This is a genomic window from Kribbella sp. NPDC058693 (assembly GCF_042715335.1).
GTDB lineage: Bacteria > Actinomycetota > Actinomycetes > Propionibacteriales > Kribbellaceae > Kribbella > Kribbella jiaozuonensis.
Map to the genome: position 1 here is coordinate 1,804,088 of NZ_JBHXSQ010000001.1, position 23,830 is coordinate 1,827,917.

General features: G+C 67.6%; 28 protein-coding genes. 17 read left to right on the forward strand and 11 right to left on the reverse strand.

All coding sequences use genetic code 11. The features are described from left to right. Nucleotide 1: 1 nt before the first annotated feature. The 3 genes from ACFWUU_RS08625 to ACFWUU_RS08635 are packed head-to-tail and all read right to left on the reverse strand — an operon-like array spanning nucleotide 2 to nucleotide 3,041. A complete protein-coding gene (locus tag ACFWUU_RS08625) occupies nucleotides 2–1,201 on the reverse strand; it encodes a cytochrome P450 (protein WP_380173876.1) in 1,200 nt (399 codons plus the stop codon). A gap of 29 nt (nucleotides 1,202–1,230) precedes the next feature. Further along, on the reverse strand, nucleotides 1,231–2,394 hold the full coding sequence (locus tag ACFWUU_RS08630; protein ID WP_380173878.1) for an NAD(P)/FAD-dependent oxidoreductase: 1,164 nt from the start codon (nucleotides 2,392–2,394) through the stop codon (nucleotides 1,231–1,233). Beyond that, nucleotides 2,391–3,041 carry a TetR/AcrR family transcriptional regulator gene (locus tag ACFWUU_RS08635; RefSeq protein ID WP_380173880.1) on the reverse strand — a complete coding sequence of 217 codons (651 nt, stop codon included), beginning with the start codon at nucleotides 3,039–3,041 and terminating at the stop codon, nucleotides 2,391–2,393. The genes ACFWUU_RS08630 and ACFWUU_RS08635 overlap by 4 nt, the downstream gene beginning before the upstream one ends. Before the next feature lie 120 nt (nucleotides 3,042–3,161). Here ACFWUU_RS08635 and ACFWUU_RS08640 point away from each other — a divergent pair, with 120 nt between their 5' ends. Then, nucleotides 3,162–4,598 (forward strand): MFS transporter, encoded by a 1,437-nt coding sequence (locus ACFWUU_RS08640; protein ID WP_380173882.1) that lies wholly within the window; start codon nucleotides 3,162–3,164, stop codon nucleotides 4,596–4,598. Here the strand turns inward: ACFWUU_RS08640 and ACFWUU_RS08645 are convergent. Continuing rightward, entirely contained in the window at nucleotides 4,595–5,173 is a 579-nt protein-coding gene (locus ACFWUU_RS08645; protein ID WP_380173884.1) for a dienelactone hydrolase family protein, read from the reverse strand. The two genes, ACFWUU_RS08640 and ACFWUU_RS08645, sit on opposite strands and share 4 nt — an antisense overlap. A gap of 57 nt (nucleotides 5,174–5,230) precedes the next feature. Here ACFWUU_RS08645 and ACFWUU_RS08650 point away from each other — a divergent pair, with 57 nt between their 5' ends. Further along, the gene (locus tag ACFWUU_RS08650) at nucleotides 5,231–5,806 is read left to right on the forward strand and encodes a transcriptional regulator (RefSeq protein ID WP_137252935.1); all 576 of its coding nucleotides are present in this window, start codon (nucleotides 5,231–5,233) and stop codon (nucleotides 5,804–5,806) included. Here ACFWUU_RS08650 and ACFWUU_RS08655 read toward each other — a convergent pair. After that, complete coding sequence (locus ACFWUU_RS08655; RefSeq protein WP_380173886.1) at nucleotides 5,770–6,273, reverse strand: MarR family winged helix-turn-helix transcriptional regulator; 504 nt, start codon at nucleotides 6,271–6,273, stop codon at nucleotides 5,770–5,772. The genes ACFWUU_RS08650 and ACFWUU_RS08655 overlap by 37 nt on opposite strands. 58 nt (nucleotides 6,274–6,331) lie before the next feature. Between ACFWUU_RS08655 and ACFWUU_RS08660 the strand changes: the two genes are divergently transcribed. The 3 genes from ACFWUU_RS08660 to ACFWUU_RS08670 are packed head-to-tail and all read left to right on the forward strand — an operon-like array spanning nucleotide 6,332 to nucleotide 8,618. Continuing rightward, nucleotides 6,332–7,237, forward strand: a complete 906-nt coding sequence (locus tag ACFWUU_RS08660; protein WP_380173888.1) for a glutamate-cysteine ligase family protein — start codon at nucleotides 6,332–6,334, stop codon at nucleotides 7,235–7,237. Next, on the forward strand, nucleotides 7,234–8,223 hold the full coding sequence (locus ACFWUU_RS08665; protein WP_380173890.1) for a hypothetical protein: 990 nt from the start codon (nucleotides 7,234–7,236) through the stop codon (nucleotides 8,221–8,223). The genes ACFWUU_RS08660 and ACFWUU_RS08665 overlap by 4 nt, the downstream gene beginning before the upstream one ends. Next, nucleotides 8,220–8,618, forward strand: a complete 399-nt coding sequence (locus tag ACFWUU_RS08670; RefSeq protein ID WP_137252931.1) for an MAPEG family protein — start codon at nucleotides 8,220–8,222, stop codon at nucleotides 8,616–8,618. The genes ACFWUU_RS08665 and ACFWUU_RS08670 overlap by 4 nt, the downstream gene beginning before the upstream one ends. Here the strand turns inward: ACFWUU_RS08670 and ACFWUU_RS08675 are convergent. Beyond that, entirely contained in the window at nucleotides 8,596–9,432 is an 837-nt protein-coding gene (locus ACFWUU_RS08675) for a helix-turn-helix domain-containing protein (RefSeq protein WP_380173892.1), read from the reverse strand. The genes ACFWUU_RS08670 and ACFWUU_RS08675 overlap by 23 nt on opposite strands. A 71-nt stretch (nucleotides 9,433–9,503) precedes the next feature. On the opposite strand from ACFWUU_RS08675, the gene ACFWUU_RS08680 reads away from it, so the two are divergent. The 12 genes from ACFWUU_RS08680 to ACFWUU_RS08735 all read left to right on the forward strand — a co-directional run bounded on the left by ACFWUU_RS08680 (nucleotide 9,504) and on the right by ACFWUU_RS08735 (nucleotide 20,128). Then, nucleotides 9,504–10,322, forward strand: coding sequence for a phytanoyl-CoA dioxygenase family protein (locus tag ACFWUU_RS08680; RefSeq protein WP_380173893.1), 819 nt, complete (start codon nucleotides 9,504–9,506; stop codon nucleotides 10,320–10,322). 9 nt (nucleotides 10,323–10,331) lie between these two features. Further along, nucleotides 10,332–10,802 carry a pyridoxamine 5'-phosphate oxidase gene (locus tag ACFWUU_RS08685; protein WP_380173895.1) on the forward strand — a complete coding sequence of 157 codons (471 nt, stop codon included), beginning with the start codon at nucleotides 10,332–10,334 and terminating at the stop codon, nucleotides 10,800–10,802. Continuing rightward, the gene (locus tag ACFWUU_RS08690; RefSeq protein WP_380173898.1) at nucleotides 10,799–11,470 is read left to right on the forward strand and encodes a DsbA family protein; all 672 of its coding nucleotides are present in this window, start codon (nucleotides 10,799–10,801) and stop codon (nucleotides 11,468–11,470) included. Before ACFWUU_RS08685 ends, ACFWUU_RS08690 begins: the two co-directional genes overlap by 4 nt. Nucleotides 11,471–11,508: 38 nt before the next feature. Next, on the forward strand, nucleotides 11,509–11,712 hold the full coding sequence (locus tag ACFWUU_RS08695; RefSeq protein ID WP_380173900.1) for a hypothetical protein: 204 nt from the start codon (nucleotides 11,509–11,511) through the stop codon (nucleotides 11,710–11,712). Between the two features lie 101 nt (nucleotides 11,713–11,813). Then, entirely contained in the window at nucleotides 11,814–13,133 is a 1,320-nt protein-coding gene (locus tag ACFWUU_RS08700; protein WP_380173902.1) for an ABC transporter substrate-binding protein, read from the forward strand. Beyond that, nucleotides 13,133–14,008: a carbohydrate ABC transporter permease gene (locus ACFWUU_RS08705; protein ID WP_380173904.1), complete on the forward strand. Its 876-nt coding sequence runs from the start codon at nucleotides 13,133–13,135 to the stop codon at nucleotides 14,006–14,008. Before ACFWUU_RS08700 ends, ACFWUU_RS08705 begins: the two co-directional genes overlap by 1 nt. A 4-nt stretch (nucleotides 14,009–14,012) precedes the next feature. Further along, complete coding sequence (locus ACFWUU_RS08710) at nucleotides 14,013–14,801, forward strand: carbohydrate ABC transporter permease (protein WP_380173906.1); 789 nt, start codon at nucleotides 14,013–14,015, stop codon at nucleotides 14,799–14,801. 17 nt (nucleotides 14,802–14,818) lie between these two features. Then, complete coding sequence (locus ACFWUU_RS08715; RefSeq protein ID WP_380173908.1) at nucleotides 14,819–15,952, forward strand: glycoside hydrolase family 99-like domain-containing protein; 1,134 nt, start codon at nucleotides 14,819–14,821, stop codon at nucleotides 15,950–15,952. Between the two features lie 11 nt (nucleotides 15,953–15,963). Next, entirely contained in the window at nucleotides 15,964–16,974 is a 1,011-nt protein-coding gene (locus ACFWUU_RS08720; protein ID WP_170989586.1) for a LacI family DNA-binding transcriptional regulator, read from the forward strand. Nucleotides 16,975–16,984: 10 nt separating this feature from the next. Further along, the gene (locus tag ACFWUU_RS08725) at nucleotides 16,985–17,830 is read left to right on the forward strand and encodes an NAD(P)-dependent oxidoreductase (protein ID WP_380173910.1); all 846 of its coding nucleotides are present in this window, start codon (nucleotides 16,985–16,987) and stop codon (nucleotides 17,828–17,830) included. 43 nt (nucleotides 17,831–17,873) lie between these two features. After that, nucleotides 17,874–19,916 (forward strand): catalase, encoded by a 2,043-nt coding sequence (locus ACFWUU_RS08730; protein ID WP_380173912.1) that lies wholly within the window; start codon nucleotides 17,874–17,876, stop codon nucleotides 19,914–19,916. Continuing rightward, nucleotides 19,916–20,128 carry a hypothetical protein gene (locus ACFWUU_RS08735; RefSeq protein ID WP_137252918.1) on the forward strand — a complete coding sequence of 71 codons (213 nt, stop codon included), beginning with the start codon at nucleotides 19,916–19,918 and terminating at the stop codon, nucleotides 20,126–20,128. Before ACFWUU_RS08730 ends, ACFWUU_RS08735 begins: the two co-directional genes overlap by 1 nt. A gap of 11 nt (nucleotides 20,129–20,139) precedes the next feature. On the opposite strand, the gene ACFWUU_RS08740 is transcribed toward ACFWUU_RS08735, so the two are convergent. From ACFWUU_RS08740 to ACFWUU_RS08760, 5 genes are all read right to left on the reverse strand, one after another. Further along, nucleotides 20,140–20,313 carry a CsbD family protein gene (locus ACFWUU_RS08740; RefSeq protein ID WP_137252917.1) on the reverse strand — a complete coding sequence of 58 codons (174 nt, stop codon included), beginning with the start codon at nucleotides 20,311–20,313 and terminating at the stop codon, nucleotides 20,140–20,142. 77 nt (nucleotides 20,314–20,390) lie between these two features. Next, on the reverse strand, nucleotides 20,391–21,122 hold the full coding sequence (locus ACFWUU_RS08745; protein WP_380173914.1) for a GAF and ANTAR domain-containing protein: 732 nt from the start codon (nucleotides 21,120–21,122) through the stop codon (nucleotides 20,391–20,393). A gap of 48 nt (nucleotides 21,123–21,170) precedes the next feature. Continuing rightward, the gene (locus tag ACFWUU_RS08750) at nucleotides 21,171–21,902 is read right to left on the reverse strand and encodes a GAF and ANTAR domain-containing protein (RefSeq protein ID WP_380173915.1); all 732 of its coding nucleotides are present in this window, start codon (nucleotides 21,900–21,902) and stop codon (nucleotides 21,171–21,173) included. A gap of 130 nt (nucleotides 21,903–22,032) precedes the next feature. Further along, nucleotides 22,033–22,725, reverse strand: coding sequence for a GAF and ANTAR domain-containing protein (locus ACFWUU_RS08755; RefSeq protein ID WP_380173917.1), 693 nt, complete (start codon nucleotides 22,723–22,725; stop codon nucleotides 22,033–22,035). A 119-nt stretch (nucleotides 22,726–22,844) separates the two neighbouring features. Next, nucleotides 22,845–23,786 (reverse strand): fatty acid desaturase, encoded by a 942-nt coding sequence (locus tag ACFWUU_RS08760; RefSeq protein ID WP_137252913.1) that lies wholly within the window; start codon nucleotides 23,784–23,786, stop codon nucleotides 22,845–22,847. Nucleotides 23,787–23,830: the final 44 nt, after the last annotated feature.

Here is a 23,830-nt window from a genome sequence, read left to right on the forward strand (position 1 = left end):
TTCACCAAGTCACGGGGAGTGAGTAGACGCCGTACACGGCGCCGTCGTGCTTGAACGGGATCTCGTCCAGCTCGACGGCCCGGCGCAGCGTCGGGATCCGGCGGTAGAGCGTGCTGTACGCGACCTGCAACTCCATCCGCGCCAACGGTTGCCCAAGGCATTGATGTACGCCGAACCCGAACGCGACATGCCGCCGCGCGTCCCGGTGCACGTCCAGCGTGTCCGGGTCGGAGAACATCGACGGATCCCGGTTCGCGATGTCGTTCGGGAGGATCACGCCCTCGCCGGCCTTGATCACCTGCCCGTGCAGCTCGATGTCCTCGAGCACCGCCCGCCGACGGCCGTTGTGCGTGATGTTCAGGTACCGCAACAGCTCCTCGACCGCACCCGCAACCACCTTCGGGTCGTCGGTCTCCCGCAGTACGGCGAGCTGCTCCGGGTGCTCCAGCAACGCAAGGGTGCCGAGGGCAATCATGTTCGCGGTCGTCTCGTGCCCGGCGATCAGCAGCAGTACGCCGATGCCGGCCGCGTCCCGGCGAGTCAGCTCACCGGCTTTGACCCGCTCGCCCAGGCCGGACAGCAGGTCGTCCTGCGGGTTCGCGAGCTTCTCGCCCATCAGCTCGTTCAGGTAGCGGCCGATGTTGTTCCGGGCCTGCGTCCGCTCCTCGACCGACGCGGTCGTGCGGATCAGGATGCGGCTGTTCTGCTGGAAGAACTCGTGGTCGTCGTACGGGACCCCGAGCAGCCGGCAGATCACCAACGACGGCACCGGCAGCGCGAACGCCTCGACGAGGTCGACCGGCTTCGGACCCGCGAGCAGATCGTCCACCAGCCCGTCGACGATCGCCTGCACCTGCGGCCGCATCGCCTCGATCCGCTTGATCATGAACGGCGCGGTCACCATCCGCCGCAGCCGCGCGTGCTCCGGGTCGTCCATCAGGATGAACCCGATCCCGGCATCCTCGCCGGTCGGGATCGCCCGGGCAACGGTGTTCGGGTAGCCGGGTTTGTTGACGTCGGAGCTCAGTCGCGGATCGGCGAGCAGCGTGCGCTGGTCGTCGTACCGCGTGACCAGCCAGGCGGTCGTGTCGAAGATCCGGACCTTGACCAGCGGCGCCTCGTCCTGCAGTTCGCGCAACTGCGGCGGCGGGTCGAACGGGCAACCTTCTGCCCGGGTCATCGGATAGACCGGAGTAGTCATACGAATCCTTCCCCAGAGAGGTATTCGAGTTACACCAGGTGCTCCCGGTGCAGGCGGGTCTGTTTCGGCATGTTCCAACCGAGCACCGCGACGAGACGATCGCCGCGGCGGTAATGGGCGACGAACCGGCCGTCGCTGATGTTGCCCTCAGCAACGGTCACCTCGGCGTCGGCCGTCGGGCGGCCGTGGACCTGGAGCTTCACGGTGAACTGGTCGGTCCAGAAGTACGGGATCGGGCGGTAGGGCTGTTCGTCGCCGAGGATGTTAGCGGCGACACACAGCGCCTGCTCGGTCGCGTTGGTCCGATTCTCCAGGCGGACAAGGGAATCCTCATGCTGCCACCGGGCGACGTCACCGGCCGCATAGATCCCGTCCGCGGCTCTGCACTGCGCGTCACACACCACACCGTTGTCGAGCCGAAGCCCACTCCCCTCCAGCCATTCGGTCGCCGGGGCCGCACCCAACGCGACGACGACCACATCAGCCGGCAACACCTCACCATCCGCCAACTGCACGCCGCGCACACGCCCATCCACCCCGGTCAACCCGGTCAACCCGGTCAACCCGGTCAACCCGGTCACCGCCGTGCCGAGTCGAAGGTCGACACCCTCGGCACGGTGCAGTTCCCCTAGCAGTGCACCGACTACGGGGCCGAGTTGGCTTTCCAGGAGGAACGTCTGCGGGCCGGCCAGCGTGACCTGGCGGCCGAGTTTGCGGGCGGTGGCGGCGATCTCGGCTCCGAGAACTCCGTCGCCGACCACAACAACCCGATCAGCTACCAGTAGGTCTTTGCGCAGGGCGGCTGCGTCATCGAGGGTGCGCAGTACATGCACGCCCTCGAGCTCGGGGCCCGGAAGGCGGCGTGGGGTCAGGCCGGTTGCGATGACCACCGCATCAGCTGTCAAGGCGCGGTCGGCGGCGGTTCGGACGACGCGTTGCTCGACGTCGAGGGCGACCGCGGGATCGCCGAGGACGAAGTCGGCATCGAGCGCGGACAGCATCGCGTCCGGGCGCAACCGGGTCCGTGCCTCGTCCCAGTCGCCGCAGAGGAACTGTTTCGACAGCGGCGGCCGGTCGTACGGCGGGTGCCACTCGGCGCCGAGGACCGTGATCGGCTCGCGATATCCCTTGCGTCGCAGGGCTTCCACGGTTGTCAGGCCGGCCGCGGACGCACCCACCACGAGCACACTCACGAACTCACCGGTGCGGTCAGCAGCCCGACGATTCCGTCGATCAGACCGTCGGCCATCTCCTGCCAGGTCGCCCGCGCCGTCGGCGTACCCTCGGCCTGCGCTCGCTCGAACTCCGCGGTCATCTGGATGATCAGATGCCGGGCCATGTCGCCACGCTCCATCCGGACCGCCGGCGGCAGGTCCGCGAGGTGTTCGCCGAGCCCTTCGATGACGCGTTGCAGGGTCGGCGAGTTCAGCGACTCCTGGAGCTGGATGTCGCGCAGCAACGGGTCGTACATCAGCTGAGCGCTGAACCGCGCGAGCCAGCTGGGCGGACCCAGGCTGCTCATGTGGTCGGTCGCCGACCGGACCAGCACTGTCACCCAGTCCCGGACGGACGGATCCGCGCCGAGCTCCGCGATCAGCTCGCGGCGGCGCTCCTCGACCGGCACCGCATGCTTGCGGACGATCTCCCGGACCAGGTCGGTCTTGGTCCCGAAGTGGTACCCGACCGCGGTGTTGTTGCCCTGCCCGGCCGCCTCGCTGATCTGGCGGTTCGACACCTCGTGCACGCCACGCTCGGCGAACATCCGCTCAGCCGTCGCCAGGATCAGGTCCCGGGTCGCGTTCACCCGCGCAGCCCTGACTGTCTGGTCACTCTTGGTCACAGGACATCACCTCCGCGTGGTTGCTCTTCCAGCTTGCCTCGCCTACTTGTTTAAGTCAACTGCCTGACTTAGTCTTTGGTTGCAGAAACCAACTATCTAGTTCAGCCCAGGAGGCTGCTGATGTCCGCTGCTCCCACCGTGCGGGCCGGCGCTGTCGTGCCGGTGCTCGCCTCGGCCGGTATCACGGTCGCGCTGATGCAGACGCTGGTGATCCCGCTGGTCCCCGAGCTGCCGAAACTGCTGAACGCGTCGGCCGCCGGAACCGCCTGGGCGATCACCGCGACCCTGCTCGCGGCCGCGGTCGCGACCCCGATCATGGGCCGCCTCGGCGATATGTACGGCAAGCGCCGGATGCTGCTGATCAGCATCGGCATGCTGGTGGCGGGCTCGGTCGTCGCCGCGCTCAGCAGCTCACTCGTGCCGATGATCGCCGGCCGCGCGCTCCAGGGCCTGGCCGCGGGCGTGATCCCGCTCGGCATCAGCATCATGCGCGACGAACTGCCGGCCGAGAAGGTCGGTACCGCGGTCGCGCAGATGAGCGCCTCGCTCGGCGTCGGCGGCGCACTCGGCCTGCCACTCGCGGCGCTGCTCGCGGAGAACTTCAACTGGCACACGCTGTTCTGGCTGTCGGCCGGCCTCGGCGTGATCGTGTTCGGGCTGGTAGTGCGGTTCGTCCCGGAGTCGTCGGTACGCTCCGGCGGCCGGTTCGACCTGCTCGGCGGGCTGGGACTGTCGATCGGCCTGATCTCGTTGCTGCTGGCAATCTCTCAGGGCGCGAGCTGGGGCTGGACCGGTGGCCGGACGCTCGGCCTGTTCGCGCTTGCGGTCGTCGCGCTACTCGCCTGGGGCTGGTGGGAACGCCGTACCAGCGAGCCGCTCGTCGATCTGCGGACGACCGCGCGTCCGCAGGTGTTGCTGACCAACCTGGCGTCGATGGTGTTCGGGTTCGCGATGTTCGCCATGTCGCTGGTGCTGCCGCAGCTGCTGCAGATGCCTAAGGCAACTGGTTTCGGGCTCGGCCAGTCGATGCTCGCATCCGGTCTGGTGATGGGCCCGTCCGGACTGGTCATGCTGATCGCCGCGCCGTTCTCGGCGAAAATCTCCAGGACCCGCGGCCCGAAGGTCACGCTGATGCTCGGCGCGGTCGTGGTCGCGGCCGGGTACGCCGTGGGCAGCGTGCTGATGGGATCGGTCTGGGAGCTGGTGCTGGTCTCACTGCTGATCGGCGCCGGCATCGGCCTGGCGTACGGCGCGATGCCGGCGCTGATCATGGCCGCCGTACCGGTCTCCGAGACCGCGGCCGCGAACAGCTTCAACACGCTGATGCGCTCGATCGGGACCTCGGTCTCCAGCGCGGTCGCCGGCGTGATCCTGGCCAACCTGACGATCCGCCTCGGCGGCTACACGCTGCCCTCGCAGAGCGGCTTCCGCACCGTCCTGCTCATCGGCGCGGGCGCCGCCCTCGCCGCGCTGGCGATCGCATCCTTCATCCCGACGCGTCGGACCGAGGCTCCGGCCGCCGCGGTCGCAGTGGAGTCCGCAGCGGCTGAGGCTTAAGCGAGCTTGCTGAGGAAGTCGAGGGTGCGCTGCATCAGCAGCTTGGCGGCACCCTCGTCGTATCCGGGGAGCGACGAGTCGGCGAAGAGGTGCTCCTTGCCGGGGTAGAGGAACAGTTCCGCGGTGTCGACGGCGGCGACCAGGGCTTTGGCAGAGTCCAGGTCGCCGCCTTCCTCGGCGAACCACGGGTCCTCGTCCATGCCGTGCACCTGCACCGGCACACCGTCCGGCCACGTGCCGAACTCCTCCACCGGCAGGCACGAGTCGAAGAAGAGCGCGCCGACAGCACCCGGACGGGTCTGCGTGAGCTGTTGCGCAGGCATCACGCCGAGCGAGAAGCCGGCGTACACGAGGTTCTCGGGCAGGCTCTGCGCGGCTTCGACGCCGCGCTCCAGGAGCACCCCGAAGCCGGTCTTCTTCGCATATCCGATGCCCTCGTCGAGGGTCGCGAAGGTGTTGCCCTCGTAGACGTCCGGCGTGTGCACGGTGTGACCCGCCTGCCGGAGCTCGTCGGCGAACGCCTTCACCCCCTCGGTCAACCCTTGGGCGTGGTGGAACAGCACGATCTCGGCCATCTTGGCTCCAATGATCCAGATATCTCGAACAATCCGTGATGCTAGTCTATTCACATCATGTCGATCAACAGGTCGGTGCCGGACTACGAGCTGGCGGACACCATCGAGCTGACCACCGCGGAGCAGGTGCGGGCGATCAGCGACCCGTTGCGGACGACGATTCTCGGGCTGTTGCACGAGCGGGCCGCGACGGTGACCGAGCTGGCCACGGCGGTCGGCCGGCCGAAGAGCACGGTCGCGCATCACGTGAAGGTGCTGACCGACGCCGGCATCCTGCAGGTGGTCCGGACCCGGCGGGTGCGGGCGATCGAGGAGCGGTTCTACGGGCGCGCGGCGCGGATGTTCTACGTCGGGCTCGGCCGCCAGGGCGGGGAGTTGCCGCATGATTTCAACGACTTCGAGGTCGCGGCGGAGGAGTCCAAACCGGCGTACGACGCGGGTGACATGTTCTCGCTGATCCGGCACGCCCGGATCCCGGCCGACCGCGCGAAGGAGTTCTGGCAGCAGGTCGCCGCGCTGGTCCACGACTTCGACCAGCTCCCCCGGGCCGGCGACACGACGTACGGCTTCACCGTCGGCCTGTACCCGATCGTGGACTACCCGACCTTGCCTCCGGCGGACGACGAGATCTGAGCCTCGTGTTCGGCTGACACCTGGTCGAGGACGTCGACGATGCGGGCGAGGACGTCGCGGGCAACGGCGTACTCCTGCTCGCCGAACTCCTCGGCGAAGCGTTTCTCCAGGTCGATCAGGTACTGGTAGCCGTCGCCGGCCACGGCCAGTCCGTGCTCGGAGTAGGTGACCACTTTGGCCCGGCCGTCGTCCGGATCGGAGCGCATCTCGAGCAGGTCGAGCGCGACCATGTCGCGGATCACCTCACCCATCGACTGCCGGGTGATCCCCGCCCGCATCGCCATGTCCGCGGCCCGGGCGCCATCTGTGTGCAGAAAGCCGAAGACCGAGTTGTGCGCCATCTTCACCTCGGTGTGCCCGTCGAGATGAGCCCGCCGGACCATATCGGACTGCAGCGCGCGATTGGCCCGCTCGACCAGCGCGATCAATGGCTTCTCGTCAGGTCGTGGCACCTCAGCTCTTGACATGTCGTAAGGATACCTTCCAATATTTCGACAGGAAACCTTACGGTATCAGGAGGGCCCGATGGATGCCATGGAGCTTCACCCAGTGGTTGCGGGCCTGTTCGCGCGGGGGCGCCGGCGGACGGTCCGGGTCGCGGTCGAGCAGGAGTACGTGGTCGCCGACGCGGACGGCGGCGTGGTCCCGATCGAGCGGGTACGGCGGGCGGCCGCGGGGGCGATGGCGGCGCCGTACGTCACGTTCGAACCGGGCGGTCAGCTCGAGCTGAGCCTGCCGCCGTCGCTCGATCCGGTCGGGGACCTGGCGACGCTGACCGCGGATCTGCGGACTCGGCTCGACCAGGTCGGCATCACATTGCTGACGATCCCGGTGGATCCGCGGACGGATGTGCCGTTGCAGCTGACGTCATCGCGGTACGTCGCGATGCAGCGGCACTTCGACTCGATCGGACCGGCTGGGCGACGGATGATGCGGCGTACTGCGTCGACGCAGATCTGCCTGGACTGGTGGCCGGGGGCGGCGGGTCTGGAGCAGTGGCGGGTGTTGAATCTCGCCGGGCCGTTCATTGCTGCGGCGTTCGCGCGGGACGGCGGGCGGTTGGGCACGTGGCTGGACGTGGACCCGACGCGGACCGGGTTCGACGACCGGGTGCTCCGGGGCGACGACCCGATCGGCTCCTACACAGCCTTCGCTGTCGGGGCCACACAGTTCTTGGAAGGTGCGGAGGCACACCTCACCACACTGTTCCCGCCGGTGCGCCCACGCGGCACCTACCTGGAGGTCCGATTCCTCGACGCGCAGGAACCAGCCGGGGTCGAACGCGCGATCGCCGCACTCAGTCAGTTGATGTACGACGACGCCCACCGCCGAGCGGTCATCCGCGCACTGGAACCCGAGCAGGCAAACCTGGCCGAACACTGGCGAGCCGCCGCCACAGCAGCGGCCAACTGGGAAGAGGTCGCAGCATGACCACCGCAACCACCACGGACAGCGTGCGGGGTGTTCTGTTTGTTACTGATCCACTGGCGGGGCTGGCCGGCGACATCGACGCCAGTGTTGGGTTGATGTGGGCGACGCAGGAGTTGGGGTTCGAGGTTTGGTGTTGTGGGCCGGAGGAGCTGGCGGTTGTTGAGGGTCGGGTGCGGGCTCATGCTCGGCGGATCCGGCTTCGGCCGCGGCAGGCGCCCGGCGGCGACCATCGGTGGATCGTCGACGCGACCTGGTGGGACGAGCTCGAGTCGGCGGTCATCGACGTCGCGTCGCTCGAGCTCGTGCACCTGCGGATCGATCCGCCGGTCGACGCGCGGTACCTGCACACGACGTACCTGCTCGATCTGGTGGAGCGCGCCGGCACGCGGGTGATCAACCGCCCGGAGGGCATTCGCGCGATGCACGAGAAGCTGGTCGCGCTGCACTTCCCGGAGCTCTGTCCCTCGACCCACGTCGGCGCGGATCCGACCGAACTGCGAGAGTTCGTCGCACGTGTCGGCACCGCGGTGGTCAAGCCTGTCGACGGATTCGCAGGTCTCGACGTCTGGCTCGTGCACGACGACCAGGGCGCGGTCGCGCTGCTCGAGTCCGCGAGCCACGGCGGACAACAGCAGGTGATCGCTCAGCAATACCTGCCTGCTGTTGCGCACGGCAACAAACGCCTGTTCCTGCTCGACGGCGAAATAGTCGGCGCCGTACTTCGCCGACCCGCCGTCGACGACTTCCGGATCGGACCGCCGGTCGCGCCGGCCGAGCCCGACGAGGACGATCGCGCGATCGTCACCGCCCTCGGTCCCGTACTGCGGAAGCACGGTCTCGCCATCGCCGGTCTCGATGTGATCGGCGGCCGGCTGATCGAGGTCAACGTCACCTGCCCGGGCGGCATGCACAAGACCGACGCCCTGCTCGGGACCCAACTCAGTCAAACCATCGTGAGCCGTTTGTTCGAAGGAGTACTCGTATGAGCCTCGACACCATCACCATCGTCTGTATCGCGCTGCTGGGCATCCTGCTGTTCCTGCTCGGCGCCAACGTCACCCGGAACCGCGCACTCCGCGGCGCCGGGAACCAACTCCCCACCGATCCCACCGACCGGCTGATGATCGCGGTCCGCGCACACGGCAACGCCGCCGAGTACATCCCGACGATGATCGTCCTGCTGCTCGTCTGTTCGGTGCTGTCCGACAGTTGGGTGGTCGACGCGCTCGCGATCGCCGCCGTGTTCGTCCGCTACGTTCACGCGGTCGGCATGCTCAGGTCGCCCAGCCTCGCCACCCACGGCCCGCTGCGCGATGTCGGTGCCATGGGCACCTATCTCGTCGGGCTCGCGTTGGGCGTCACCGCGCTGGTGACGATCTGAACGCCGTCGGAGTGGTCCCGGTCAGCTGACGGAACACGCGGGCGAAGTGCTGGCTGGAGCTGAACCCGAGGCTGACGGCCAGCGCGGTGATGGTGATGTCGCTGGTCTCGAGGAGTTGGCGGGCGCGGTCGATCCGGCGTTCGTTCAAATACCGATGTGGCGGCTGGCCGAGCTCGGTGGTGAAGAGCTCGGCCAGGTACGCCGGTGCGAGCCCGGTGCGATCGCCCAGCTCCCGCAGGGTCCAGCGCTCGTGAAACTCCTGGTCCAGCAGGCGTTTCACGGTCCGCACCGCCGGGTGCATCGCGAGCTGCGGCACGGCGGCCGGCGCCAGACACCGGGACACCGCGAGCATCAGATGGTCGACCGCGAGCGTCAGCCCGGTGTCGGCGTACTCGTAGCGAGTGGTGACCTCGCGGACCAGCTGCGCGAACGCGTGGGTGAGCTCCCCCGCCTCACGATGTACGACGGTCTTCGGCCAGGGCAGCGCGAGCGCGGGCTGACGCCGTACAACGGGTTCGCGGTCGATCGCGGCGAAGTAGAAGTGGTGGTTGCCGGAACGGCCGGCCAGGTGGTGAGTGACACCGGGCGGTACGGCGAACAGGTGCCCCGGGTGGAGGACGTAGCTCTCGCCGCCGGCGACCCAGTGCGTACTGCCGTGCTGCTGCAGGTAGATCTCCCAGACCGGATGCTCGTGCGGCTCGATCAGGAACTGCTCCGGCACCCACTGCTCGCCCGCGTGCAGGAGGCCGCTGTCCCCAGCGAAACCTTCGGCGTGGAATCCGGCGCGGAGGCCGCTGGGACGGTGCAAGGACACCTGAAGATTGTGTCCAGTTGCCTGAACATCGGCAACGCCGTACCGGGCTCTCGATTCCTAGGTTGGTCCGCATGGAGCTACCTGGAGCAGACGACATCGCCTTCTACCGCGAGCACGGCTACTGGATCTCGCCGGTGATCGTGCCGTCCGACGTACTCGACGCGGCCGAGCGCGGGATGGAGCGGTTCTACGCCGGCGACCACGATCACGCGTTACCCGATCTGCCCGCGACACGAGGCTGGCAGGCCGCGGATGGCGACGTACTGCGGAAGAACGACTACTCGTCCTTGCGCGTCGACGAACTGGGCACGTTGGTAAGACACCCGGCAATTGGCGCGACGGCGGCTGCGCTCTCCGGAGCGGACGGGATCCGGCTGTGGCACGACCAGTTGTTGTTCAAGCCGCCGGGTGGGTCGGCGCGGGTGGGGTGGCACACGGATCGGCAGTACTGGCAGTCGTGTACGTCGGACGACATGCTCACCGCGTGGGTCGGGTTCCACGACGTGGATGAGGTGAACGGCGCGGTCGGGTTCCTCCCCGGCAGTCATCGGTGGTCGGTGACCGGGCTCGACTTCTTCTCGCAGGACAACGCCGGCCTGGAGGCGTCGATCGCGGCGCAGGGGTTCGACCCGACTCCCGTCGTACCGCGGATGAAGCGGGGGCAGGTCAGCTTCCACCACTGCCGGACCGTGCACGGCAGTTCGGCCAATCTGAGTACGGCGCCGCGCCGGTCGATCGCCATTCACCTGCAGCCGGCGAGCAACCGCTGGCGTGCCGGTTCGGCTCACCCCAACGACACGCTCGTCCGGCAGAACCCGGATCCGGATTACACCGACCCGGCGATCCAGCCGACGCTCTGGCCACTTGATAACCGGACCGTGGTCCGTTAGCTTCGTGGCATGCGAGGACTCGAGCGAATCAACGAGCTTGGACGGCAGGATCACTTTCTGGCGGTGGCGATCACGCAGCGACGGTCCGGCGATCCGGCCGCCTCGGTGGTCAACGCCGGCGTGCTCGACCACCCCTTGACCGGCGAGCCGATCGTGGCGTTCGTCGCGCGCGGGCACACCGCGAAGCTGAAGCATCTGCGGCGGACCCCGCAGGCGACGCTGGTGTTCCGCGCGGGGTGGCAGTGGATCGGCGTCAGCGGATCGGTCGAGCTGGCCGGGCCGGACGATCCGCTGCCTGGGATCGATGCGGAGCGCCTGCGGGTGTTGCTGCGCGACATCTACGCGGCGGCGGGCGGAGTACATCCGGATCTCGACGAGTACGACCGCGAGATGGTCGCGGACCGGCGTACGGCGGTGTTGATCCGCCCGGAGCACTTCACGAACAACCCACCCGGCGCCGACCACCAGGAGGACGCGTGAACGTCGCGGCTAACACGATCCAGGTGTGGTCGGACCTGCTGTGCCCCTTCGCGCATGTGGCGATCTACCGCCTCCGGGCGGCGCGGACCAAGCTCGGGTTGGACGACGCGGTGCGACTCGATCACCACTCGTTCGCGCTCGAGCTGTTCAACGGACCGCACTCGCGACCGGGGACGGACAGCGAGGCGGTCGGGCTCGGGCAGCTCGCGCCGGAGATCGGGTTCCGGCTGTGGACGCAGCCGGACTGGACCTACCCTTCCACCGTGCTGCTCGCCGCCGAGGCCGTGCATGCGGCCAAAGCCCAAGGATTGCGGGCATCTGAGGATCTGGACTCCGCGCTTCGGCGGGCGTTCTGGTTCGAGTCCCGGACGATCGGCCACCGCCAGGTGATCCTCGAGGTCGCCGCGGAGGTCGATTCCGTGGACGCCGCCGCCCTGGCCGCTGCTCTCGACGATGGGCGAGCGCGCTCCGAGGTCACCGCCGATCACGCGGTGGCCGTCACGGACGCCGTACAAGGCAGTCCGCACCTGTTCCTCCCGGACGGGAGCTCGGTCCACAACCCCGGCATCGAGGTCCACTGGGAAGGCCCGTGGGCCTCGGGCTACCCGATCGCCGAGGCCACCGATCCCGGCTGGCCGGAGCGACTCCTGAACCTCGCCGCGAGCTAGTCTCGGCTCGACCACTCACCGTGATCGAAGGAGTACTCATGGCCAACGAGGATGCGTGGAGCGGGGTTGTCGTGAAGAAGTCGCGGGCGATGCTCGACGGCTCGAATCTGTACCGCCGGCTCGAGGTCGAGCTCGACGGCGGCGAGAAGCAGAAGGTCAAGGTGCCGCGCGACCTGTGGAAGCAGCTCGAGGTGGGCGACCGGGTGAGCAAGGAGGCGGGCGCCGACCCCACCCGCGGGTGAAATGATTCATTAGTTGGCCGCATCCGGTCGACCTCTGGACAGTGAAAACGCCTCTGGCTACGATCACAGGCGATTGAAACATTTCACTCAAGGAGCTCGAGATGTATCGCTCAGGAACGAGGAGGGCCACCGTTCTGACGGTCATCGCCCTCGCCGCGGCCGGTCTTGCGGCCTGCGGCTCAGGGTCGAAGGAGCAGGCCCAGAGCGGTCCGGTGTCGCTGACCTGGTGGGGCTGGAACGCCTTCAACAGCACCCAGGCGATCAAGGACTTCCAAGCCGCGAACCCGCAGGTCAAGGTCACCTACAAGCAGTACGCCTACAACGACTACGTCACCGCGCTCCGGCCGGGGCTGTCCTCCGACAAGGGCCCGGACGTGTTCCAGGTCCAGCCCGGCGACCTCACCACGAACTTCGGTCCGCTGGCGGTCCCGGTCGAGGACCGCGCCGCCAAGGACCTCGGCAAGGACTGGGCGAGCAAGTTCAACCCCGAGGGGCTCAGCCAGCTGCAGCTGGACAAGAAGCAGGTCGCGCTCCCGGCGTACATGTCGGCGGCCGGGCTCATCTATTACAACAAGAAGATCCTCGACCAGTACGGCCTCGGCGTACCGGCCGACTTCGAGCAGTGGAAGAAGGTCTGCGCGACACTCAAGACCCACAACGTGAAGTGCCTCGCGCATGGCGCGAAGGACGCGTGGGTCAACACCGACGTGTACCTGTCGCTGATCAACAGCATCGCGCCCGGCAAGGTGTACGACGCGATCCAGGGCAAGACGTCGTGGACGGACCACGAGTTCGTGCAGGCCATGAGCGCCTGGAAGGACCTGTTCACCAGCGGCATCATCCCGGCCGGTGCGACCGCGGCCACGGAGTACCCGGATGCGCAGACCACGTTCCTGTCGGACCAGGCGGCGTTCATTGCCCTGGGCACCTGGAACACGCCGGCGACGATGACGAAGACCGGACAGGTCGACGCGCAGAAGACCGTGACGAAGAAGATCGACGGTCTGTTCCTGTCCACTCCGTTCCCTGCGCCGGTCACCGGCGGCGAGCCGACGAAGCTGTTCGGCGGCCCGGACAACGGGTTCGCGGTCTCGGCGAAGTCGTCGAAGCAGGACGCCGCGTTCAAGTTCCTCGAGTTCCTGACCGCTGGTGACGGCCAGAAGATCCAGGCGGCGGGCGGAAACATCCCGGCGGTCACCTCGGTGAAGGTGGCGACCACCGACGTCATCAACCCCGCGCAGGTCGCGGACATCCAGGGCCAGCAGCAGTCGCTGACCGAGCTGATCGGCGCGCGGCAGATCCCGTACAGCGACCTGACCACGGCCCTCGGCGACGCTTTGTCGGCGGTGGCAGCGGGTACGTCGTCCCCGGAGGACGCACTCAAGAAGGTCGAGTCCGCGTCGAAAGCGGTGAGCCGCTAGTGCGGGGTCACCGCCCGCTGGCGCTGTCGGACTACCTCTGGGCGCTGCCCGCGCTGATCCTCGTCATCGGCGTGATCCACGCGGGCATCGCAGCCAACGCGTTCTACTCGCTGTTCGACTGGTCCGGCGTGGGTTCGCCGACCGACTTCGTGGGTGGCGCCAACTACTCGAAGCTCCTGCAGGATCCGATCTTCTGGCAGGCGTTGCGCAACACGCTCGTCTTCGCGGTCGCCACGGTCGCGATCCAGCTGACCCTCGGCCTCGCGCTGGCGATCCTGGTGCGCACGAAGACACGGCTGCGCGGCCTGCTCCGGACGCTCGTCTTCGTCCCGGTCGTCCTCGCGCCGGCGGTCGTCGCCACGTCGTACCGCATCCTGCTCACGCCGGACGGCGGGTTAAACCACCTGCTGCAGAGCCTCGGGTTGCACGGCTTCGACCAGCCCTGGCTGGCCGATCCGAAGACGGCGTTCGGCACGATCATCCTGATCAACGTCTGGCAGTACACCGGCTACAGCTTCTTGATCTACGACGCCGCGATCGGGCAGATCGATCGCGGGTTGTTCGAGGCCGCGCGGATCGACGGCGCGACGACGTGGCAGCTGAACACGACGGTCGTCGCGCCGATGCTGCGCGGGTCGCACCTCGTGCTGATCGTGCTCGGCTTCATCAGCTCGCTGAAGATGTTCGATCTCGTCTTCCTCACCACCGGCGGCGGTCCGGGTACGACGACGCAGGTGCTGACCGGCTACATCTACAAGCAGGTGATCGCGCAGTTCCACGCCGGGTACGGCGCCGCACTGTCGATCGTGCTCGTGCTGATCGCGCTCGTCTTCTCGATCCTGCAGGTTCGCCTCTCGACCAGCGAAAGCCAGTAGCGACATGTTCCAGTTCCAGAGACTGCCCGGGCGAGTGCTCAGCCAGCTCCTCGTGCTGATCGCGCTCGTGGTGCTCGTCATCCCGCTCGTGCTCATCGTCAAGGAATCCCTGGGCGGCGAGGGATTCACCAACTACACGGTCGTCCTGTCGTCGACACCGTTCCTGCGATTCTTCGCGAACAGTCTGATCGTCTCGGTGTCGACCGTTCTTCTCGTCATGTTCCTCGGACTCAGCGCGTCGTACGGTTTCGCCGTACTGCGGCCGCGTGGTTCGAGGGTCGGCGCCGTCGTCATCCTGACCGGGCTCGCACTGCCTGCGATCGCGCTCGTCGTTCCGTTGTACTACGTCGTCCAGGCGATCGGGCTGCTCGATACCTACTGGTCGGTGATCATCCCGCTGACGGTGATCTCGATCCCGTTCGGGGTGCTTGTCAGCAGCAACTACATTCGCGGGCTGCCGGCCGAGCTCTACGAGGCCGGGCGTCTCGACGGCGCGAATTCGTGGCAGTTCTTCTGGCAGATCCTGGTGCCGATCTGCCGGCCGATCCTGTCCGTCGTCGCGATCTTCACATTCCTCGCCGCATGGAACGAGTACCTGCTGCCGTTGCTGTTCATCCAGTCGACCGATCTGCAGATGCTGACCCAGGTCCCGACGTACTTCCAGAGCGAGCGGCTGGTCGACACCCCGAAGATCTTCGCCGCGAACATTCTGATCTCACTGCCCGTCGTGGTGGTTTTCATCGTCCTGCAGAAGACCTTCCGTACCGGCATCTCCGCCGGTGCGGTCAAATGAATCAAGGAGCCTCATTGATGGACCGACCGAAGATCCTCGCGTACTACTTCCCGGATTGGCATGCCGATCCGCGGAACGCGAAGTGGTTCGGCCAGGACTGGGACGAGTGGAAACTCCTCGAGGCCGCGAAGCCGCGCTTCGACGGGCACCGGCAACCACGCATTCCGCTTGACGGGCGCTTCGACGAGGCAACCCCGGCCGCCGCGGAACATCAGATCCGTCTCGCCAAGGAGTACGGCGTCGACGGCTTTCTCGTCGACTACTACTGGTACGACGACGGGCCGTATCTGCAGGGCGCCCTCGACGACGGTCTGCTCGCCGCGCGGAACAGCGACGACATCAAATTCGCGCTGATGTGGGCGAACCACGAACTGGTCAACATCTTCCCGCACGACGACCCGGCCAACGAATCGCCGCAGCGCCTCAAGAACGGCGCGATCGATCGCGCCGCCTTCGAGAAGCTGGCCCACCACGTCATCGACACGTACTTCGCACGCCCGAACTACCTCACTATCGACGGCCGGCCCTGGCTGACGATCTACGAGCTCGGCAACCTCATCGTCGGCCTCGGCGGCGTCGAGGAGACGGCCGACGCGCTGCAGTGGTTCGACGAGCAGACGCGTCAGGCGGGCTTCGACGGGCTCCATCTGGACGCGGTGATCTGGGGCGTCGGCGTACTGCCCGCGGCGATCACGCTCGACGATCCGGCCGAGCTGGTGCGGAAGCTCGGTTTCCGGTCCGCGACGTCGTACGTATGGGTGCATCACGCCGATCTCGGCAGGTTCGAGTTCCCGCAGGCCGAGATCGGCCCGCTGCGAGACGCCGCGTTCGCGGAGTACGAGCGGTACGCCGCAGAGCTCGACGTACCGTTCTATCCGAATGTGACTGTCGGGTGGGACGCGTCGCCGCGGACCGCTCAGGATCGGGAGTTCGCCCGCGGACGGTACCCGTGGACGACGACGTTCGATCCGTCGCCCGAGGAGTTCAAGGAGGGGCTGCTGCTGGCCAAGTCGTTCCTCGAACGGCATGGTCAACCGCATCCGATCATCACCGTGAACGCGTGGAACGAGTGGACGGAGGGCTCGGCGCTGCTCCCCGACAGCCACAATGGCTACGGGTTCCTCGAGATGATCCGGGCTGTATTCGGCTAGGTGGAGATGAATTGGCGAAGAACGTCACGATCAAGGACGTCGCCGCGCTCGCGGGCGTGTCGATCGGCACGGTGTCGAACTACATCAACGGCACCAAGACGGTGGCCGAGGCGACCCGCGAGCGGATCGACCGCGCGATCGAGGAGACCCGGTTCGTCCCCAACCGCGCCGTACGCACGCTGCGGGGGAACCGCACGCACACGCTCGGGCTGCTCGTGCCGGACGCCGCGAACCCTTATTTCACCGAGATCGCCCGCGGGGTCGAGGACGTGGCACGCAGCCGCGGCTTCGTGCTCGTGTACTGCGACACCGCGGGCGATCCGGTCCGTCAGGGCGTGTACGTGCGCAACCTCGCCGAGATGCGGGCCGGCGGGCTGATCATCGCGTCGGCGACCGCGGAGCCGCCGGACCTCGGCGATCTCGAGTCCATCGGTACGCCGATCGTCGTACTGGGACATGAGGGGATGGCGCTGACGTCGTCCGCGGTGATCGTCGATCAGCACCGCGGCGGGTTCCTGGCGATGAAGCACCTGCTCGACCTGGGTCACCGGCGGGTGCTGTTCGCCGGCGGTCCGGGCGGCGATCTCGTCCTGAAGGCGCGGTACGAGGGCGCGATGCTCGCGATCGAGGCGGCCGGCGAGGACCCTGCTTTGCTGCAGCGCGCCGACGCGGGCGGCCGGACGATCCGCGAACGCAGCGAGCTGGCCGACCTCATCACCGCGATGCAACCGCGGCCGACGGCGGTCCTCTGCGGCAACGACATGATCGCGATCGCGATCGTCAACAAGCTGATCCGGGACGGCTGGTCGGTTCCGGGCGACATCGCGGTCGTCGGGTACGACGACATCGGCGAGGCGCAGCTGGCCGTCGTACCGCTGACCACGATCCGGCAGCCGGCGCACGACATCGGCGAATCCGCCGCTCGGCTCCTGTTCGAGACCGCCGACGACCCGTCGCGCCCGCACCGGCAGGTGACCTTCACACCGGAGCTCGTGGTTCGCGCGTCCACAATCCCCCGCTGACAATGGCGTCATGGTTGAGATTGCGCTTGTCGGTGCGGGCCGGATCGGGCTGCCGGTTGCCCGGCATCTCGTCGCCGCCGGTCACTCGGTCCGGGTTCACGACGTACGTGCCGAGGTCGAGCATCTGGTCACGGGCTTCGGTGCGACCTGGGGCGAGCCGTTACCGGGGACCGCTGTCCTCGTCACCGTTCTGCCCGGGAGTCCGGAGCTGCGGTCGGCGATTCCCGGACTGCTCGAACGCCTCCACCCAGGAACGATCTGGCTCGATCTGACCAGCGCGTCCCCTGCCCTCGGAGCAGAGCTGGTCGCGGCCGCGAGGCGCTACGGCATCGATTACCTCGAGACTCCGGTGGGTGGCGGTCCGGACGCGGCCGAAGCAGGTGAGCTCACTCTGTACGCCGGCGGCGAATCAGCGACCCTAGACCGGGTCGAGCCGATCCTGCGCACGTTCGCCCGGCAGGTGCACTACACCGGTCCACACGGCAGCGGCTACCTGACCAAGCTGCTGGTCAACCTCCTGTGGTTCAACCAGGTCGTCGCCGTCGGCGAGGTCCTGATGCTCGCCCGGAGCGGTGGACTCGACCCCGAGCGCCTGAGAGAGCTGCTGCTGAACGGTCCGGCCGCGTCGGCCTTCATCGAGGACGTCGTACCCCGGCTGCTCACCGGTGACCAGCTCGCGACCTTCGGCCTGGATCGGATCGTCGAGGAACTCGAGTCCCTCGAAGACTTCGCCGGTCAGCACGAGGTTCCCGCCGCCATGACCTCGCTGGTGACCAGCATCCACCGCGACGCCCTCGCCCACTTCGGTCCCGTCGACGGCGAACTCCTCGCGATCGCCCACCTGGAGCAGGCGTAGCCGCGGGTACCGGGGGTGGACCGCATCTTTCTTGAGGAGTCTCATGCCCCCGAAACGCAAAGCACAACAGCCGGACGAGCGTCCGGTCGACGCGGCGGAGGGCAAGCTTCAGACCAGCTCGCTGCTGACCACCGCGCAGGGCGTGCGACTCGCTGACACAGACCATTCGCTGAAGGCCGGTCCGCGTGGCCCGAGTCTGATGGACGACTTCCATCTGCGCGAGAAGATCACGCACTTCGACCATGAGCGGATTCCGGAGCGGGTCGTGCACGCACGCGGCGCGGCTGCTCACGGAACGTTCACGGCGTACGGGAATGCCGGCTCGATCACCAGGGCCGGATTCCTGCAGCGTGGCCGGGAGACGCCGGTGTTCGTCCGGTTCTCCACCGTGCTCGGCTCCCGCGGGTCGGCCGACACTGTCCGCGACGTCCGTGGGTTCGCGACGAAGTTCTACACCGACGAGGGGAACTTCGACCTGGTCGGCAACAACATGCCGGTGTTCTTCATCCAGGACGGGATCAAGTTCCCCGACATCATCCACGCCGGCAAGCCGCACCCGGACCGCGAGATCCCGCAGGCGCAGACCGCGCACGACACCTTCTGGGACTTCGTCTCGCTGCACACCGAGGCAACCCACCACGTCATGTGGGCGATGTCCGACCGCGGCATTCCGCGCTCATTCCGCACGATGGAAGGCTTCGGCGTCCACACGTTCCGGCTGGTGAACGCCAAGGACGAGACGTGTCTGGTCAAGTTCCACTGGAAGCCAGTCGCCGGCATCCACTCGCTGGTCTGGGAAGAAGCTCAGATCGCGGCCGGCGCCGATCCCGACTTCCACCGGCGGGACCTTGCCGACGGCATCGATGCCGGCGTACCGCTGGAGTTCGAGCTGGGGCTGCAGATCATGCCGGACTCCGACGACCAGACCTTCGAGGGGATCGATCTGCTCGACCCGACCAAGATCGTCCCCGAGGAGCTGTGCGAGGTCCAGTTGGTCGGGAAGCTCAGCCTGGATCGCAATCCGACGAACTACTTCGCCGAGACCGAGCAGGTCGCGTTCCACACCGGAAACCTGGTGCCCGGGATCGAGGTCACCGACGACCCGCTGATGCAGGCCCGGCTGTTCTCGTACCTCGACACCCAGCTGACCCGTTTGGGCGGCCCGAACTTCACCCAGTTGCCGATCAACTGTCCGCACGCCGGCGTCAACGACAACCTCCGCGACGGGATGCACCAGACCGCAGTACATCGCGGCATCGCGCCGTACCTGCCGAACAGCCTCGGCCAGGAAGGCGAGCCGGTGCCCGCCGACGAGGGCGCTTTCGTGCATGTCCCGCGTGAGGTCAGCGGTCCGAAGGTCCGGGCGAATCCGGCGTCGTTCGCCGACCACTTCTCCCAGGCCGCGCTGTTCTGGGCGAGCATGACGGCGATCGAGCAGGCCCACATCGTCGAGGCTTTCACCTTCGAGCTCAGCAAGTGCTACGAACAGCCGATCCGCGAACGGATGCTCGGCGTACTCGCGAACGTCGCCACAGAGCTGTGTACGGCGGTCGCGGCCGGACTCGGAATGCCCGCGCCCAGCGGAACTCCCGTGGTCGACCCGACGCCCTCCCCCGCCCTGTCCCAGCTCGTCGACACGCCTGGGCCGATCGCCGGACGGGTGATCGGAGTGATCGCGGCCGACGGCGCCGACCTCGCCGGTATCAACAAGCTGCGCCGGGCGATCGAGGCCAAGGGCGCCGTACTGCGGCTCCTCGCGCCGTCCGGCGGGACCATCAAGCGCGCCCGCACGACCCAGCCCGTCGAGCGCACGTTCCTCACCACCCGGTCGATCGAGTACGACGCCGTGGTCGTTGCCGCTGGCAACCCGACGTTGACCGACGGCAGGCTGACCGTCCTGCTCGGCGAACTCTTCCGGCACTGCAAGGTGATCGCCGCGTGGGGCGACGGTGTCGACGTACTCACAGCTGCCGGTATCGATACGACCGCACCTGGCATCGTCCTCGGCGACACGGTCGCCAAGCCCTACACGAGCGAACTCATCGCCGCAGTCGGCCTGCATCGGGCCTGGGACCGGTCCGTCTGATGAACACCTTCGACGACTACCGGCTGGATCACCTGCAGCTGCCGGCGCACGTGGATCTGTGGATCCACGGTCGCTGGCAGCCGGGTTGGCTCATCGCCTGCGAGAACCACCCGTCCGGCTGGCGTGGCCTGGTCCAGCATCAGGACCGGGATCACACCGAGACCACCGAATGGATGGCCGCCGAACAGATAGCCCCACGTTCGACCCCCTGAGGGGCCTGGCGTCAGTCCTTGAAGGCGTCCTTGACCTTCTCGCCGGCCTGCTTCAGGTTGGCCTTCGTCTGGTCCGCCTTACCTTCGGCTTCCAGGTCGCGATCGTCGGTCGCGTCGCCGGCCTTCTCCTTGAGCTTGCCCTTGGCCTCTTCGGCCGCGTTCTGGAGTTTGTCGTCCGTACCCATTGCCATCTCCTCTTCCGTCCCGGTATTCATCCCCCGGTGCCCCCGCCGGACCACTCCATGCGGGTGCGGACCCGAGGTCAGGACTTCTTTGTGGGTTGGAGATCGGCGGGGGTGATCGTGCCTGCGGTGACATCTGTCGCGACCACGCCCAGCCGCAGGTGGTTCCTGCGCGCGTAGGCCCGCATCAGGGCGAAGGCGGCGTCCAGGGGGACGTCTGCTCGTGCGGCCAGGACGCCCTTGGCCTGCTCGATCACGATGCGGCTGTTCAGCGCGCCCTGCAGCTGTTCGGCCAGGATCTCGCCGGAGCGGATCGCGCGCTCTTGGAGCAATGCGACGGTCGCGATGTCGCACAAGGCCTGCCCGAGATCGATGTCCTCCTGGCTCAAGCTCGTCAGCCGTTCGCAGAACAGGTTGATCGTGCCGATCGTCCGGCCACGCAGCCGCAACGGCAACGCATGCGTCGACCGGTAGCCGGCCGCGGTCGCGGCGGCGTAGAACCTGGGCCAGCGCTGGCCGACCTCGTCGAGATCGACGTTCACGACCTGCTGCCCGGTGGTGTAGCAGTCCAGACACGGACCCTCGTCGTTCTGCAGGACGAACAGTTCGAGCAGCCGGGCTTCCTCGGTGGTGGATGCCATCACGTGCAGCAGGCCGCGCTGATCGGCCAGGATCAGCCCGGCCGCGTCGGCCTGGAGCAGCTCGACGCTGCGGTCGCAGAGCAGATGGAGAAGGTCGATGACATCGAAATCGTCGACGAGGCTGTCGGCGAGCTCGACGAAGACTCGTCCGAGGCGTTGCTCCCTGGTCATGACCTGGCTCCTTTCCGCGCTGGTGGTCCGCTCTCCGGATCGCCCTGCCTACTCATCATGATCGTCCTCGCGGTGAAAGGTGAGTCGTCGATTCAGAACGTCGTTCGCGATGTCGAGCAGCGGGCGGCCCGCGGCGTACGCACGGGCGCGCAGGAGCAGCAGGGCCTCGGTCAGCCCGACCGCGGCCTGGACCGAGATCATCCCGGTGGCCTGATGGATCTCGCGATGCGCGTCGGCGGCGACGGCGAGGAGCGGGTGCAGCTCCCCGATCGGCGCACTGTGTTGCAGGTCGAGGATGATCGTCGTCGCAGCGGCAGCGAAGTCGAGCGCCTCGGCGAGCTGCGAAGGCTCCAGCGATCCTGTGATCGTGCGGTACAGGTCAAGCACTCCCAACCGGATCGCGCCCACCTGCAGCGGGAACGCGAACACAGCGGCGATGCCGGCGTTGGTCGCCGACGAGGTGAATCCCGGCCAGCGCGAAGTACCGCCGCTGCTGAGATCCGGCTGGAGCACGGGTCTGCCCGCGCGTGAGGCGTCCAGGCACGGACCTTCTCCGAGAGTGAGTTGCAGGTTCTCCAGCTCCGCGGAGGGACCGTCGGTCGCGGCCAACAGGCCGGCGTGACCGGCCGGCGTCATCAAGGCAACGCTCGCGCCGTCGACCTTCACCGCCGGCAGCGCCGCGGCGACCAATCGCTGCATCACCTGCGTGGCCGTGCTCGCCCGGCCGGGCGGATCGGTCAGGACCTCGAGAAGAATCTGGCGCACACGCGGTGATGCCACGGATCAGCTCACCTCGGACGTCGCCGCGCGCCTTGGGCCGCTCGACCGGGCGATCCCGGTCCTGACGTCGCTGCTCCCACTCTGCCCATCGAGGCGTCCCCTGTCCACCGGGCTCACCGCCGCCGCCTGCTCAGCCGGGCAGCCCGGCTGATCGCTGCGACCATCGCGTGGCGGGGCGGTGCGCCGACACCACGTCCGCGGCAACGGCCCGCAGCTTGACGTTGTGCTCCTGCGAATGACGCCGTAACAGCACCATGGCCGCATCGGGCCCGATGTCGAACCGCTCCATCAAGATGCCCACCGCCTGCCCGATCGCGGTGTGGGCATCGATCGCGCGGATCAGGGTGTCAGCCGTTGTCACCGTGCTGATCGCGACCGCGATGTGCGTGGCCAGTGCACCGGCAAGAGCCGTGTCCGACGGACGGAACGCGTCGCGCTCGCACGCGTAGACGTCGAGTACTCCGATGTCGTGATGCCTGGCCCGGATGACGCTGCTCATCACGCTGTGAAGCCCCAGCTCGGTCGCAACCTCCGCATCGGTGTCACCGACCATCACCGGCTGGGAGCGAACTGTCGCCATGCCCTCGCCGGGCTCGTACCGGATGTACTGGGCCCTGGCCGCCCGCGAGTCCGAACCGGTGACCCGCCATCGCTCCACGCCGTGACCCGGCCACAGCACGATGGCGGCGCAGTCGCAGGTGATGGCGACGGACACGAACCTCAGCGTCTGCTCCAGCAGCGTGTCGAGATCCGGAGCCATGTAGAGATCGCCGGTGAGCGTGGCCAGCGCGGCTGCGGACCGGTCCGCGTCACGGGCGCTCATAGCGCCGGCCGTAGAACACTCATGACAACACCCCGGATCTCAGCGACGATCACTGCCGCGGTGTCTGGGGCAGCCTGACCCGACCAGTCAGGTCCTTAGAGCGTACGCCGGTTTGTCCGTCAGACGAGGGCCGTGCGCTTCTTCTTCAAGCGTTCCTTGTCGGGCCATTTCACGTCGTACGCCCAGCCGAACCGTTCGAAGCGTTTGATCAGCCAGGCGTTGATGTCGACCTGTCCGCGGAGGACTCCGTGGCGTGCGCAGGTCGGATCGGCGTGGTGGAGGTTGTGCCAGGACTCGCCCTGGCTCAGTACGGCGAGCCACCACACGTTCCCGGATCGGTCGCGGGCGGCGAACGGCTTGCGTCCGGTGACGTGGCAGATCGAGTTGATCGAGAACGTGACATGGTGCATCAGCGCGATCCGGACCAGCGTGCCCCAGAAGAATCCGGTCGCGGCACCGTGCCACGACCTGTCCCACAGTCCACCGATAAGCGCGGGCGCCAGCAGAGACAGCACCGCCAGCTGACGGAACATGCCCGAGATCGACGCCATGTCGCGGTCGTTCAGGAGGTCCGGGGCGTAGCGCTTCGGGTCGGCGCGCTCCTCTCCCCACAGGACCCATCCGACATGCGCGAAGACGAACCCTTTGGTCACCGCCCAGGCCGAGGTGCCGTAGCGCCACGGCGAATGCGGGTCGCCGTCCCGGTCGGCGTACTTGTGGTGCTTGCGGTGGTCGGCCACCCAGCGGATGACGGGACCCTCGAGTGCCATGCTGCCGGCGATCGCCAGGGCGATCTTCAGGCCGCGCTTGCTCTTGAACGCGCTGTGCGTGAACAGGCGGTGGTAGCCAACGCCGATGCCGGTGGTGGTGAGTACGTAGAACACGACCAGCAGTACGACGTCCCGCCAGCTGATCCAGCCGCCCCAGGCGAAGTAGATCGCCGGCAGCAGCGCCAGCGTGGGCACCACGATGAATACCCAGATGAGCCCGCGCTCGAGCCTGCCACCGGCGGGCTGGAACTCGTCCTGGGGCGAAGCGACGGGGTCTGCAGTTGTGGTCACGGCCGCTCCTCAAGACAGAATCCCCGATTGCCTTGTCAAGTGCC

What these genes read in the sequence shown, in the direction of transcription:
- ACFWUU_RS08625 (WP_380173876.1), bottom strand. Translation starts at nt 1,201, where the DNA reads ATGACTACTCCGGTCTATCCGATGACCCGGGCAGAAGGTTGCCCGTTC.
- ACFWUU_RS08640 (WP_380173882.1), top strand. Translation starts at nt 3,162, where the DNA reads ATGTCCGCTGCTCCCACCGTGCGGGCCGGCGCTGTCGTGCCGGTGCTC.
- ACFWUU_RS08645 (WP_380173884.1), bottom strand. Translation starts at nt 5,173, where the DNA reads ATGGCCGAGATCGTGCTGTTCCACCACGCCCAAGGGTTGACCGAGGGG.
- ACFWUU_RS08650 (WP_137252935.1), top strand. Translation starts at nt 5,231, where the DNA reads ATGTCGATCAACAGGTCGGTGCCGGACTACGAGCTGGCGGACACCATC.
- ACFWUU_RS08655 (WP_380173886.1), bottom strand. Translation starts at nt 6,273, where the DNA reads ATGTCAAGAGCTGAGGTGCCACGACCTGACGAGAAGCCATTGATCGCG.
- ACFWUU_RS08660 (WP_380173888.1), top strand. Translation starts at nt 6,332, where the DNA reads ATGGATGCCATGGAGCTTCACCCAGTGGTTGCGGGCCTGTTCGCGCGG.
- ACFWUU_RS08665 (WP_380173890.1), top strand. Translation starts at nt 7,234, where the DNA reads ATGACCACCGCAACCACCACGGACAGCGTGCGGGGTGTTCTGTTTGTT.
- ACFWUU_RS08670 (WP_137252931.1), top strand. Translation starts at nt 8,220, where the DNA reads ATGAGCCTCGACACCATCACCATCGTCTGTATCGCGCTGCTGGGCATC.
- ACFWUU_RS08680 (WP_380173893.1), top strand. Translation starts at nt 9,504, where the DNA reads ATGGAGCTACCTGGAGCAGACGACATCGCCTTCTACCGCGAGCACGGC.
- ACFWUU_RS08685 (WP_380173895.1), top strand. Translation starts at nt 10,332, where the DNA reads ATGCGAGGACTCGAGCGAATCAACGAGCTTGGACGGCAGGATCACTTT.
- ACFWUU_RS08695 (WP_380173900.1), top strand. Translation starts at nt 11,509, where the DNA reads ATGGCCAACGAGGATGCGTGGAGCGGGGTTGTCGTGAAGAAGTCGCGG.
- ACFWUU_RS08700 (WP_380173902.1), top strand. Translation starts at nt 11,814, where the DNA reads ATGTATCGCTCAGGAACGAGGAGGGCCACCGTTCTGACGGTCATCGCC.
- ACFWUU_RS08710 (WP_380173906.1), top strand. Translation starts at nt 14,013, where the DNA reads ATGTTCCAGTTCCAGAGACTGCCCGGGCGAGTGCTCAGCCAGCTCCTC.
- ACFWUU_RS08715 (WP_380173908.1), top strand. Translation starts at nt 14,819, where the DNA reads ATGGACCGACCGAAGATCCTCGCGTACTACTTCCCGGATTGGCATGCC.
- ACFWUU_RS08725 (WP_380173910.1), top strand. Translation starts at nt 16,985, where the DNA reads ATGGTTGAGATTGCGCTTGTCGGTGCGGGCCGGATCGGGCTGCCGGTT.
- ACFWUU_RS08730 (WP_380173912.1), top strand. Translation starts at nt 17,874, where the DNA reads ATGCCCCCGAAACGCAAAGCACAACAGCCGGACGAGCGTCCGGTCGAC.
- ACFWUU_RS08735 (WP_137252918.1), top strand. Translation starts at nt 19,916, where the DNA reads ATGAACACCTTCGACGACTACCGGCTGGATCACCTGCAGCTGCCGGCG.
- ACFWUU_RS08740 (WP_137252917.1), bottom strand. Translation starts at nt 20,313, where the DNA reads ATGGGTACGGACGACAAACTCCAGAACGCGGCCGAAGAGGCCAAGGGC.
- ACFWUU_RS08745 (WP_380173914.1), bottom strand. Translation starts at nt 21,122, where the DNA reads ATGACCAGGGAGCAACGCCTCGGACGAGTCTTCGTCGAGCTCGCCGAC.
- ACFWUU_RS08755 (WP_380173917.1), bottom strand. Translation starts at nt 22,725, where the DNA reads ATGAGCGCCCGTGACGCGGACCGGTCCGCAGCCGCGCTGGCCACGCTC.